This window comes from Nocardia sp. NPDC060220 (assembly GCF_042727815.1).
GTDB lineage: Bacteria > Actinomycetota > Actinomycetes > Mycobacteriales > Mycobacteriaceae > Nocardia.
The window spans coordinates 1-12,020 of record NZ_JBHWZY010000109.1; the positions used below are offsets into that span (position 1 = coordinate 1).

Genomic DNA, 12,020 nt, shown 5'->3' on the forward strand with positions numbered 1-12,020 from the left:
CGCTTGCACCGCAAGCAATCCTGCATCGACTGCCAATTCCGGTGGGCCGGTGACAGCCCAGCTCGCCGACCTCGACCCCGTACCGATCGGACCCGCGCCGAGTCCGCGATTGCCGGTGACGGTGAAGTCCCATGACGGCACCGACGTGACGATCACCGACACCTCGCGGATCATCGCCGTCGACCGGTACGGCACCCTCGCCCAAACCGTCTGGGCCCTCGGCCTCGGCGCGAACCTCGTCGGCCGCAGCACCTCGGCCTCGTTCCCCGCCGTCGCGTCCGTGCCCAATGTGGCCGGTGGCAACGGCAGCCTCAGCGTCGAAGCGGTCCTGAACCTGCGCCCGTCGGTGTTCCTCACCGACACCACCAGCGCGGCCCCCGCCGTGCGTGAGCAGCTACGCGCAGCCGGGGTGACCGTCGTCTACTTCGACCCCGATCGCAGCATGGACGGCGTCGTCCCGCAGATCGAGGCCGTGGCCACCGCACTGGGCGTTCCCGAGGCGGGCAAGCAGCTCGGCGCGCGCACCCACGACGAGATCGCCGCCGCGACCGCCCGCGTGCCGAAGCAGGATCCACAGCCCAAGATCGCGTTCCTGTATCTGCGCAGTGCCGCGATCACCATGATCGCCGGGCGCGGCTCGGGCGCCGATTCGCTGATCACCGCGATCGGTGGCGTGGACGCGGGCACCGCCTCCGGGGTGAACGAACCGTTCGTGTCCATCACCAGCGAGGCGATGATCGCCGCCGCCCCCGATGTGTTGCTCGTGATGTCGGACGGGCTGAAATCGGTGGGTGGCGTCGAGGGACTGGAGAAGGTGCCCGGCATCGCCCAGACTCCGGCGGGGCGCAATCGGCGCGTGGTCGACATGTCCGACGCGGTGATCCTCAGCTTCGGGCCCAACACCGGCCGCGTCGTCTCCGCGCTGTCCGACGCCGTCTACGGCAAATCGGCATGAGCGATCAGCAACCGTGCCGGGTGGACACCGCATGAGCGAGGTGCCCGACCTGACTAAATCCGCGAACGCCCCGCGGATCACCGACTCCACTCCTGATCCGCTGCCGCCCACCGCGCACCGGGCCACGCGCGTGACCGTCGTGTTCGCGGTCGCGCTGCTCGCCCTGCTCGTGCTGGCCGTGGTGTCGGCGGTGCTCGGGCAGGTCCCCACGACCGCCGCCGAGGTGCTCGGCAGTGTGGCGCACCGGATCGGCCTCGATATCGGGCCCCTGCCCGCGCATCCGGCCGGTGAGGTGACGCTGTGGGAGGTGCGGTTCCCTCGCGTGGCCCTGGCCGTCCTGGTCGGCGCCTCGCTCGCGACAGCGGGTGCGTTGCTGCAGGGCGTGTTCGCCAATCCGCTGGCCGAACCCGGCGTCATCGGGGTGTCGGCCGGTGCGGCGGTCGGGGCGGGCACCGTGATCGTGGTCGGCGGCGCGTTCGTCGCCGCCTGGTCGGTGGCAGCGGCCGCCTTCGTCGCCGGTCTGATCACCACCGCGCTGGTCTACGTGCTGTCGAGGTCGGGCGGTCGCACCGAAGTGGTGACGCTGATCCTCACCGGTGTCGCGATCAACGCCTTCGCCGGCGGGTTGATCGCGCTGCTGCTGTTCGTCGCCAGCCCCGCCGCGCGGGATCAGATCGTGTTCTGGCAGCTCGGCAGCCTCAACGGCGCCACCTGGCAGTCGGTGGCGGTGGTGGCGGCGCTGGCATCGGTCGGCATCCTGGCCGCGATCCTCATCGCACCACGCCTGGATCTGCTCGCGCTCGGCGATTCCGCGGCCCGCCACCTCGGTATCGACGTGGAGCGGCTGCGCAGGCAGGTGATCGTGGTGGTCGCCGTGCTCACCGCCGCGGGCGTGGCGTTCAGCGGCATCATCTTGTTCGTCGGCCTGATCGTGCCGCACCTGGTGCGCATGATGGTCGGCCCCGGCCACCGGGTGCTCGTCCCGCTCAGCGCGATCGTGGGCGCGGTGGTGCTGCTCGGCGCCGACGTCGTCGCCCGCACGCTGGTCCACAACGCGGACCTGCCACTGGGCATGCTCACCTCCCTGATCGGCGGCCCGTTCTTCTTCTGGCTGCTGCGCCGCACCCGTGCCCGCGCAGGAGGTTGGGGATGACCGACACCACCCGCGAGCGCCGCGCCTCCTGGCGTTCGCTGTTCGCACGAACCCCCGACGTGCCCACGCGCCCCGACCTCGGCACCGTCACCCTGCGCGCCACCGGGCTCACCGTCGAGCGGGGCACCCGTACCGTCCTCGACGAGGTCGACTTCCAGGTTGCGGCCGGAGAGATCGTCGCGCTCGTCGGCCCGAACGGCGCGGGCAAGTCCAGCCTGCTCGCCGCGCTCGCCGGCGAACTCGAGCCCAGCGCAGGCACGGTCAAACTCGAAGGCCACGCGCTCTCGCACTGGACCCCCGCCGATATGGCCCGCCGTCGCGCGGTGCTGCCCCAATCGCACGCCGTGGGCTTCCCGTTCACCGCGCGTGAGGTCGTCGCCATGGGCCGCGCCCCGTGGCTGCACACGCCCGCCGCCGGCGACGACGACGCCCTCATCAGCGCGGCACTGGCCGCCACCGACGTCACCCACCTTGCGACGCGCGTGTTCCCGTCGTTGTCGGGCGGCGAGCGTGCCCGGGTGGCCCTGGCTCGCGTTCTGGCCCAGGACACCGCCACCCTGCTGCTGGACGAACCGACCGCGGCCCTCGACCTCGGTCACCAGGAAGCCGTCCTGCGCTTGGCCGCCACCCGCGCCGCCGAGGGCGCCGCTGTGGTCGTCGTGGTCCACGACCTGGGGGTCGCCGCCGCCTACGCCGACCGGGTCACCGTCTTGGACGCGGGACGCGTCGCCGCCGACGGCCCCCCGCGCGAGATCCTCACCCGCGAACTGCTCACCGCCGTTTACCACCACCCCGTCGACGTCTTCGACCACCCGACCACCGGCGCCCAACTCGTCTTGCCCGAACGCGGTCACGACTGACGCAACGGGTTCGTCCTGATCGAACGCGACCGTGCCGAGGAAGCGTCGACACGCGGGCCGCAGCAGCGACGGAGGGCTGAGCGGGGCTGAGTAGGCTGGGCGCCGAGGTCATTCGTCCACCGCGGTCACCATCGCACACGACGATCGGTCCACTCGTCGCTCGCGAACGTGGCTCGCTCCTATCGAAAGAGGAGATCCGATGAGCCCCACCATCGCCAGCGTCGTCATCCCCGTATCCGATCTGGCCGCGACGAAAGCCGTCTACACCACCCTCTACGGCGAACCCCACACCGACGAGCCGTACTACGTCGGCTGGGCAGTCGGAGACGTCCAGATCGGCCTCGACCCCAGCGGTGACGTCACGGCGGGTCCGGTCGCCTTCGCCGGAGTCGACGATGTGGACAAGGCCAGAGCAGCGGCGATCGCCGCGGGCGCGACCGAACGGACCGCCCCGCGCGAAGTCAGCCCCGGCGCCCGTATCTGCGTCCTGGAAGACACCGACGGCAACGCTTTCGGCATCATCGGCAAGTAGCGCACGAGATCGTGGCACGCACGGCCACGATCCCGCGCCTGAGTTGTTGACCTAGAGGTATAGAACGTCTACCGTCGAGACATGGCCAGGCCCCAGAACTTCGACACCGACACGGTCCTCGACCGTGCGATGGACCAGTTCTGGACCCACGGCTACGCCAACACCTCCCCCGCACAGCTCGCCGATGCCACCGGCATCGGGAAAGGCAGCCTGTACAACACCTTCGGCAGCAAACGCGCCCTGTTCGACATCGTTCTCGACCGCTACGGCCGACTCGGCGTGGCCATGGCCGAGGACTACATGTCCCGACCCGGAACCACCCGCGAGTGTCTGCGCGCATACCTGCGCGCCGCGGTCGATCTCGACATGGCCTCGCCGACCCGGCGTGGGTGCCTCGCCGTCAACACCGCGGCAGAACTCGGCGGTCACGACGCGGCAGCCACCGCGGTGTTGCGCGGCATCGAACAACGCATCGTCGACACCCTGGCCGCCCGTATCGATCAGGGCCGCCGCGACGGTGACGTCGACCGTGAGGTGGACCCGAATTCGATTGCGGCCCTGTTGTTCACCACCAGCGCGGGTCTGCGTCTCATGGCGAAGACCAACGATGCCGCCCAGCTCTACCGCCTCGTCGACGTAGCGCTGACCACCCTCTGAAACCCTCGTTCCCACCAGCACTTTCCACATGCCCTAATTATTGACCTGTAGTTCAAGAAAGGTACGAGCATGGATCTCGAACTCACCGGCAAGACCGCCGTCGTCACCGGAGCCTCACGCGGCATCGGTCTGGCCGTCGCCGAAACACTCGCCGCGGAGGGGGTGCGTGTCGTCGGCGCCGCACGCACGATCACTCCAGAGCTCGACAAGGTCGCGGCCGCGACGGTCGCCGCCGATCTGGGGACCGCGCAGGGCGTCACCACGGTCATCGACACCGCGCTGGAGGAACTCGGCGGCATCGACATCCTGGTCAACAATGTCGGCGGCGGCGACCCGGATCGGCTCACGCTGGCCGGGTTCCTCGACACCACCGACGACCAGTGGCACCACTTCCTCGACATCAATCTGTTCAGCGCGATCCGGGCCACCCGCGCGGCGCTGCCGAGCCTGCTCGATCGCCGCGGCACCATCATCAACGTCTCGTCCATCAACGCGCACCTGCCCGCGGTGGGCCCCACCGGCTACAGCGAAGCCAAAGCCGCCCTCACCTCCCTCGGCAAACGGCTCAGCGAGGAGTTCGGCCCGCAGGGCGTGCGGGTCAACACCGTCTCCCCCGGCCCCGTCGGCACCAGGATCTGGCGCGACGAACACCGCATCGGCGCCAAACTGGCTGCCGCCCAGGGCATCTCCCACGAGCAACTACTCGAGTCGCTGCCCGAACAGTTCGACATCGCCTCGCGCCGGATCTCCGAAGCCGCCGAGGTCGCCGCGCTGATCGCCTTCCTCGCCTCGGCCAAGTCCGCCAACATCCTCGGCTCCGACGTGGTGATCGACGGCGGCATCATCAAGACGATCTGATCTTGCCCGCGCGGTACCTCGGTATCAGATCGAGGTACCGCGCGGGAGTGATGTGGTCGGGCACGTGGCGTTCCTAGCGTGAGTGACATGCCCACAGTCTCGAAAATCGCCGCCACGATCGCTCTCGCCGGAACCGTCGCCGGTGCCGGGATCGGTGTCAGCTCAGCCGACTCCGCACCGGCCGGTGCCGCGCAACGAGTCGCGGTGATCGGCCTCGGCGGCACCATCGCAGGCACCTCCGACCGGCGCACCGACCTCGAAACCTATCGGCCGGGCACCCGCCCGATCGCCGAACTCGTCGACTCGCTGCGCCCCGAAATCGGTGACGTCGCGGCCGTGACCACCGAGGACTTCGGGCAGAAGGGATCCGGCGAATACACCGTCGCCGACCTCTACGACTTGGCGCAGCTGGTCGAACGTCGCCTCCGAGACCATGATTCGGTCGTGGTCAGCACCGGTTCGGCCACCATGGAAGAAGTGAGTTACTTCCTCGACCTCACCGTGCGCAGCACGAAACCCGTGGTCGTGACCGGGGCGATGCGACCGTGGACCGCGATCGGCAGCGACGGACCGATCAACCTGTACAACGCGATCCGCCTCGCGGCGAGCAACCGCACCACCTGCTTCGGCACCGTCATCGCCCTCAACGAGCAGATCCTGCCCGCCCGCGACGCCACCAAAACCGACTCGACCCGCGTACACACCTTCACCACCCACGAATACGGCGACCTCGGCACCATCGACCAGGCCGGCATCCGCGTGCAACGCGCCCCCGCCCGCATCCGGCACTGCGACGACCCCGCCCGCTGGACAACCCCGTTCGACCTGACCACGATCGCTCGCGACACCCTCCCCCGTGTCGACATCGCCCACAGCTACCTCGACGCCCCCGCCGAGCCCATCACCGCCGCCGTCGGCGCGGGTGCCAAGGGCATCGTGTTCGCGGGCACGCCGTCCCCGAGCCAGGCGAGCGCCGCGATGGCGGCCGAGGGCATCGCCCTGGTCGCCACCAACGGCTACGGCTCGGGCGCGATCACCGTCGACCCGAAGATGGGCGTCGTCAGCGGCGGCGACCTCGCACCCAAGAAGGCACGCCTGCTGCTTCTGCTGGCACTGGCCACAACCGCCGACCACGACCAGATCGTGGCCTGGTTCCGTGATTACGGCAATCAGCAGTTCTGAGCGGGCTATTTCCAGATGATCTTCAGCAGGGCCGGTGTGAGCACCATTCGGATGATCGTGGCGTCGATGATCAGGGCCACGATCATCCCGTAGGCGATGTATTTCATCAGCACCAGATCCGAGAAGCCGAACGCGCCGGTCACCACGATCAGGATCGCGGCCGCCGAAGTGATCACCCCACCGGTGTGGGCCACGCCGTAGCGGATGGATTCGGCGGCATCGGCGCCCGCGGCCCGTTTCTCGGCGATCCGGGACAGCAGGAACACCTCGTAGTCGGTGGACAATCCGAAGATCACCGTCACGATCAAGGCCACTACCGCGAACATCAGCGGTCCCGGCGTGAACTGGAATGCCCCGGACCCGTGCCCTTCCACGAAGATCCAGGTCAGCACACCCAGGGTCGAAACCAGGCTGAGCGCGCTCATCGCGACGGCCTTCACCGCCAGGATCACCGACCGGAACGCCACGATCATCAATGCCAGCGCCGCCGCGATCAGGATCGCCAACAGCAGTGGCAACCCGTCGATCAACCCGTTGATGCTGTCGCGTTCGAGCGCGGGGATGCCGGCGACCATCACCTGCACGCCCGGTGGGGCGGGCAGCGCACGCAGTGCGTCGATCACGCGGTCGGCGTCGCGTTTGTCGCCGAGCCCGGCGGAGAGCACGTTGACGTTGTCCTTGGTCGCCGCCGCAGGTTCGAACCGCCCGGTCAGTCCGGGAACCTGATTGGCCTCGAACCGGATATCGCTCAACTGCTGGGGTGAGGCACCGACCACGATCAGTTTCAGCGGCTCGGTGCGAAAACCGGGAAACAGGTGATCGAAGTCTTCCTGGGCTACCCGCGCGGGGTTGTCGGCAGCCAGGTATTTCTCGCTGATCCCACCGAACTCGATGTGGCGCAACGGAATACTCAGCGCGAGCAGTCCGAGCACGATCGGGATCACCACCGCCCACGGCCGTCGCATCGCCCACTGCGCCAGCCGGGAGAAGAACCCGGCATCGATCTCGGCTTCGGTCTTGCTGCGCGAGAAACGTTTCCAGCCCAGCCAGTCGATCCGGTGGCCGGCGATACTCAATGCGGCGGGCAGCGCGGTGACCGACAGCAGCGCCGCCAGCATCACCGCGGAGATGCCGCCGTAGGGCACCGAGCGCAGCACCCCGTTCGGGAAGATGAACAGCGCACCGAGGCTCAAAGCGATGATCGCCGCGGAGAACAGCACCGTGCGCCCCGCCGTGGCGACGGTCCGCGCGGTCGCGTCCTCGACCGATCGCCCGGCCGAGAGTTCCTCCCGGAACCGGGTCACCGTGAACAGTCCGTAGTCGATCGCCAATCCGAGCGCGACCAACGTCATCACCGCGCTGGCGAACACGTTGACCTCGATATGGGCGGTGAGCACCCGCAAGATCCCGGAGGTGCCGAGGATGGTGAGCCCACCGATCAGTACCGGCAGCAGTGCGCCGATCACCCCGCCGAACACGAAATACAGCAGGATCGCCACGATCGGCAAGGCAATGATCTCGGCGCGCTTGATGTCGTGCTGCATCCCGATGTTGATGCCCTCGACCACCGGCTGCAGCCCTGCCAGCTGCACTGTCGTCCCGCCGGGCCCGGCGCCGGGGACATCGGCGTGCAGATGGGGCTTCAACGCGAGGTAGTTGTTGACCGTCGCGGTTCCGCCGCCCCCGGCCAGCCCGATGCTGGCGAAGGCGTGCTGTTTGGTCGGGTCGGAGGCATTGGCAGAGAAGGGGCTGTCCCAGTAGCTGTCGATCTTGTGGATGCGCTCACCGTGCTGTTTGCGCAGGTCGGCCAGGGCGGCCGTCACCGGTCCCCGGACAGCGGGATCGTCGACAGTGGTGCCGGGTGGGGCGGTGTAGATGACGATCAGATCGCCGTCGGTGTCGCGGCCGAAAATGTCATCGGCCAGTTTGGACGCCGCCACCGACTGACTCGACTCGTCGAACCAGCCCTCCTGGGTGTAGCGGTCGGCGAGGTCGCGACCGAACCACCCCGAGATCAGCACGGTCAGCACGAAGAAGCCGAGCACGAGGAATCGGTGGCGGTAGACGAACCTGCCCCACCGCATGGATCGAGATTCGCGCATCTCAGCCGCAGGCGGCGGTGCGGTAGTCGGCCGAGCGCAGGATGCCACACAGGTCGGTGCGCGAGATCTTCCACTTACCGTCGAGCAACACGAAATGCACGATGGTGGTGCGCACGTTGGTGCCCGAACCGTCCTTGTCCAGGCGCATGGTGGCGGTGAGTGTGCCGTCACGGTTGTCGAAGACCGGGTCGACGACCCCATACACCGCGTGGGGGTTGTCGCGCAGCGCCTTGTACATGTCGGGGATGGCGTCGGAGAACGCGGCGCCGTCTTCGATCAGTTCGGTGCGTTCGACATCGGGCAGGTTGGGGTCGAGCGCGCGTTTGATCTGCGCGTCGAGCTGTTGGGCGGTCGGCAGGGGCACATTGGCCTTGCTGGCCGAGGTCGCGACGGAGGAAGCGAGGGAGGCGTTGGCCGAAGACCGTGCGGCGTCGACCGAGGCCTCGTCGGTGGTTCCCGCGCACGCGGCGAGGGCGACGAGGGCCGTGAGGCAGGCGGTGGCCGCAGCGGCCCTGGCGGAAAGTGTGGAAGACATCACCATCTACATACCATCAATGACGGCACTGATCCGTCCCAGGATGGCGCGAACTGTGGAGATGTCACTGGTTGCGGGCGCCTCGACAGGGTCGGCGTCGAGGAGCAGATCGCGCACGAAGGCGCTGACGCTGCGTTCGTCGCCGAGGTCGATGTCGGTCACCTGCGCCTGGGCTTGGGCCACCACGTCGTCGGATCTGGGCACCGCGTCGCCCAGGTCGGCGCGATAGATCTGCACCGTGAGGGTGGCGCGGTGAGTGCGGAAGGCGAAGGGGTGGCCGTCGTCGGTGGTGCCGAAACCGTGGGCGAACGGTCCCACAGAGATGTCATCGATGCCGAAACCCGCCGGTGTCCGGTCGGTCATCGTGGGGATCTCCTGCCGTTGCATGGCGATCAATTGCTCGACACGTCAACAGTAACGCGCGTCACCGACAGCTCCGACGCCAGATACCCGGTCGGAGCTACTGGTGAGTCATCATGGTCAGATGGTGATCAAGGCAGTCACCTCGTGCGGATTGAAGGAGTTCGGTGCATGCGCCCTCGTGGCTCGGTCGCCTCTGCGTTGGTCGGCGCGGCGGTTTTGGTGGTACTGACCGGGTGCAGCGGTGAAGACGGCGGTCCCGATGTGCCGACCAGGGCGCCCGCGACCGCGGCGGTCTCGCCCGCCGCGGTCGATCCCGCGGGGCGGGTCTTCGCCGCGGCCGCGACCAAAGCACTGCTCGCCGAACGCTCGACCGGTCTGCTCGCCGCCCTCGATACCGCGGGCACCACGCTGTCGCTGATCGACCCCGCCGCACCGGCAACCTCACGCGCGGTCGCCCTCCCCGCCGCCGGCGCGGCGCTGGCTCAAGGCAAGCCGGGAGAGGTCCTCGTCGCCGCCCCCAACCGGGTTCTGCGGGTGGACGCGGGCACGGGCGCGCTCACCGAGACCGCTGTCGACGGTGACGTGCACAGCGTGCACACTCGCACCGACGGCACACTCGTCGTCGGCACCGCCGACGGCACCGTGCGCGAACTGAACGCCGACGGCACCGTCACCCGCACGATCACCGGTCTCGTCTCGGCCGACGCGATCGCGGTGACCGGCGAGAACATCACTGTGCTCGACCGCAAGCAAACCGCCGTCGTCGTGGTGGGCGAGGACGCGCTCGGCCTGATGCTGCGCGCGGGCGACGGCGCCACCAACGCCATCACCGACCCGCACGGCCGCATCATCGTGGCCGACACCGCGGGCGGTGAACTGCTGGTCTACTCGGCCGGTCCGCTCGTGCTGCGCCAGCGTTTCCCGGTATCATCATCGCCTTACGCGCTCGCTTACGACTCGCGGTCGGAGCTGGTGTGGGTGAGCGCCACGCTGAGCAACGAGGTCGTCGGCTACGACCTGTCGACCGGCATCGGTGTCGAGGTGGCCAGGCTGGCGACACTGCGCCAACCCGACGCGATCTCCGTCGACGAACGCACCGGCGACCTGTTCGTCGCCTCGGCCGCGGGCGATGGCCTGCAGCGGATCGGCGTGCAAGAGCAAAAGAGAGGGCAGTGATGGCCACACCTCGCAATGCGCGCTCGGCGTTACCGCCGAGCTGGGAAACCAGCAACGACGACTACGAATACGTGCCCCTGCGGCTGCCACCCGAGGTCAACCGGGTCACCGCCTCGATGCGACTGGCCATCCAGGCCGAATTCGGTGGCTGGGAGTTGTCCCGGGTGCGCGCCTACACCGACGGCAGTCGCCGGGTGCTGTTGCGCCGCCGCAAGAATGCCGTCCTGCCTGTGCCCGAACCCGGATTGTGAGCCGACCATGTACGCCCTCCTGTTACGCCTGATGTTCCTGATCCCGCCGGAGCGGGTGCATCACCTGGTGTTCGCCGCGCTGCGTTTCGCCACCTGGTTCCCGCCGACGCGCTGGCTGGCCCGCAAGCTCACCGTGGTGGGGGACCCGATCCTGGCCACCACCGCGTTCGGTGTCGACTTCCCCGCGCCGCTGGGTCTGGCCGCCGGTTTCGACAAGAACGCCGACGGCGCGAATGCCTGGGGCACACTGGGTTTCGGATTCGCCGAGATCGGCACGGTCACCGCGCATGCCCAGCCCGGCAACCCCGCGCCGCGACTGTTCCGGCTGCCCGCCGACCACGCCCTGATCAACCGGATGGGTTTCAACAACCACGGTGCCGCCGCCGCGGCCGCTCGCCTCCACGGCGCGCGCCCCACCGTCCCGATCGGCGCGAACATCGGCAAGACCAAGGTCACCGAACCCGACGCCGCCGCGGGCGATTACGCGACCAGCGCCCGATTACTCGGTCCGCTCGCGGACTTCGTCGTCGTCAACGTGTCCTCCCCCAACACCCCCGGCCTGCGTGACCTGCAGGCCGTGGAGTCGCTGCGCCCGATCCTGCAGGCTGTGCTCGACAGCGTGTCGGTGCCGGTCCTGGTGAAGATCGCCCCCGACCTGTCCGACGACGACATCGACGCCGTCGCCGACCTCGCGGTCGAGCTGGGTCTGGCGGGCATCGTCGCCACCAACACCACCATCCGCCGTGACGGCCTGGCCACCCCGGCCGCCGAGGTCGAAGCTATGGGCGCGGGCGGGCTGTCGGGCGCCCCCGTGGCGGAACGTGCTCTGGAGGTCCTGCGCCGCCTCTACACCCGCGTCGGCGATCGGGTGGTCCTGATCTCGGTGGGCGGCATCGAAACCTCCGAGCAGGCCTGGGCCCGCATCCTTGCCGGGGCCACTCTGCTGCAGGGCTACACCGGGTTCATCTACGGTGGCCCCTTCTGGACCACCCGCGTCCACCGCGGCATCGCCGCCAACCTGCGCGCGGGTGGCTACGCCCGCCTGTCCGACGCCGTCGGCGCCGAGCACCGCGCCCACTCGGCCTGAGTTCTCAGCCGTAGTTCGCCTGGGGCGCCCGGTCGTCGTGCATCGATCGGGCCGGGCGTAGCCGGGACAGTTGCGCCGGTGGATCGTGCAACGACTCCTCTGCTGGCGCGTCGTCGCCGTCCCGGCGAGCGTCGATGCGCTTGGCGAGCTTGATCAGAGCCTGCTGCCAGATGATGCCGAGCAGATCGGCGCGGGCACTGATCTCGGCGTGCGCGAGCCGGTCGTGCACAGCGGCGAGGTCGCTGACGAGTTCGTCGAGCTCCATGCCCGCCCAGGCCTGCTCACGGGTGAGGGTGTACTCGGGCAACC

Annotated in this window: 14 protein-coding genes; 10 read left to right on the top strand and 4 right to left on the bottom strand. The window is 69.0% G+C overall.

The features are described 5' to 3' along the window. The 7 genes from ACFWF3_RS08340 to ACFWF3_RS08370 form a co-directional block, all read left to right on the top strand. A partial coding sequence (locus tag ACFWF3_RS08340; RefSeq protein ID WP_379313033.1) for a hemin ABC transporter substrate-binding protein occupies window positions 1–955 on the top strand: 955 nt, incomplete at its 5' end. A 31-nt stretch (window positions 956–986) separates the two neighbouring features. After that, a complete protein-coding gene (locus ACFWF3_RS08345) occupies window positions 987–2,108 on the top strand; it encodes a FecCD family ABC transporter permease (protein ID WP_379313035.1) in 1,122 nt (373 codons plus the stop codon). Further along, entirely contained in the window at window positions 2,105–2,968 is an 864-nt protein-coding gene (locus tag ACFWF3_RS08350) for a heme ABC transporter ATP-binding protein (RefSeq protein WP_379313037.1), read from the top strand. The genes ACFWF3_RS08345 and ACFWF3_RS08350 overlap by 4 nt, the downstream gene beginning before the upstream one ends. Before the next feature lie 199 nt (window positions 2,969–3,167). Then, on the top strand, window positions 3,168–3,500 hold the full coding sequence (locus ACFWF3_RS08355; RefSeq protein WP_378991837.1) for a VOC family protein: 333 nt from the start codon (window positions 3,168–3,170) through the stop codon (window positions 3,498–3,500). 81 nt (window positions 3,501–3,581) lie between these two features. Next, window positions 3,582–4,157 (top strand): TetR/AcrR family transcriptional regulator, encoded by a 576-nt coding sequence (locus tag ACFWF3_RS08360; RefSeq protein ID WP_379313038.1) that lies wholly within the window; start codon window positions 3,582–3,584, stop codon window positions 4,155–4,157. Window positions 4,158–4,226: 69 nt separating this feature from the next. Continuing rightward, on the top strand, window positions 4,227–5,015 hold the full coding sequence (locus tag ACFWF3_RS08365) for an SDR family oxidoreductase (RefSeq protein WP_379313039.1): 789 nt from the start codon (window positions 4,227–4,229) through the stop codon (window positions 5,013–5,015). Window positions 5,016–5,102: 87 nt separating this feature from the next. After that, window positions 5,103–6,197: an asparaginase gene (locus ACFWF3_RS08370; RefSeq protein ID WP_379313040.1), complete on the top strand. Its 1,095-nt coding sequence runs from the start codon at window positions 5,103–5,105 to the stop codon at window positions 6,195–6,197. Between the two features lie 5 nt (window positions 6,198–6,202). On the opposite strand, the gene ACFWF3_RS08375 is transcribed toward ACFWF3_RS08370, so the two are convergent. The 3 genes from ACFWF3_RS08375 to ACFWF3_RS08385 are packed head-to-tail and all read right to left on the bottom strand — an operon-like array spanning window position 6,203 to window position 9,197. Further along, a complete protein-coding gene (locus ACFWF3_RS08375; RefSeq protein ID WP_378991843.1) occupies window positions 6,203–8,281 on the bottom strand; it encodes an MMPL family transporter in 2,079 nt (692 codons plus the stop codon). A 19-nt stretch (window positions 8,282–8,300) separates the two neighbouring features. Next, window positions 8,301–8,840 (bottom strand): hypothetical protein, encoded by a 540-nt coding sequence (locus ACFWF3_RS08380; RefSeq protein WP_379313042.1) that lies wholly within the window; start codon window positions 8,838–8,840, stop codon window positions 8,301–8,303. Beyond that, entirely contained in the window at window positions 8,841–9,197 is a 357-nt protein-coding gene (locus tag ACFWF3_RS08385) for a hypothetical protein (protein WP_378629053.1), read from the bottom strand. It lies immediately after the preceding gene. 168 nt (window positions 9,198–9,365) lie between these two features. Between ACFWF3_RS08385 and ACFWF3_RS08390 the strand changes: the two genes are divergently transcribed. Genes ACFWF3_RS08390 through ACFWF3_RS08400 form a run of 3 tightly spaced genes read left to right on the top strand, consistent with a single transcriptional unit; the run spans window position 9,366 to window position 11,711 of the window. Next, window positions 9,366–10,373, top strand: coding sequence for a YncE family protein (locus ACFWF3_RS08390; RefSeq protein ID WP_379313043.1), 1,008 nt, complete (start codon window positions 9,366–9,368; stop codon window positions 10,371–10,373). Beyond that, window positions 10,373–10,624: a DUF5703 family protein gene (locus tag ACFWF3_RS08395; RefSeq protein ID WP_378652767.1), complete on the top strand. Its 252-nt coding sequence runs from the start codon at window positions 10,373–10,375 to the stop codon at window positions 10,622–10,624. The genes ACFWF3_RS08390 and ACFWF3_RS08395 overlap by 1 nt, the downstream gene beginning before the upstream one ends. A 7-nt stretch (window positions 10,625–10,631) precedes the next feature. Further along, window positions 10,632–11,711: a quinone-dependent dihydroorotate dehydrogenase gene (locus tag ACFWF3_RS08400; RefSeq protein ID WP_379313044.1), complete on the top strand. Its 1,080-nt coding sequence runs from the start codon at window positions 10,632–10,634 to the stop codon at window positions 11,709–11,711. Window positions 11,712–11,715: 4 nt separating this feature from the next. Here the strand turns inward: ACFWF3_RS08400 and ACFWF3_RS08405 are convergent. After that, a partial coding sequence (locus ACFWF3_RS08405; RefSeq protein WP_379313045.1) for a hypothetical protein occupies window positions 11,716–12,020 on the bottom strand: 305 nt, incomplete at its 5' end.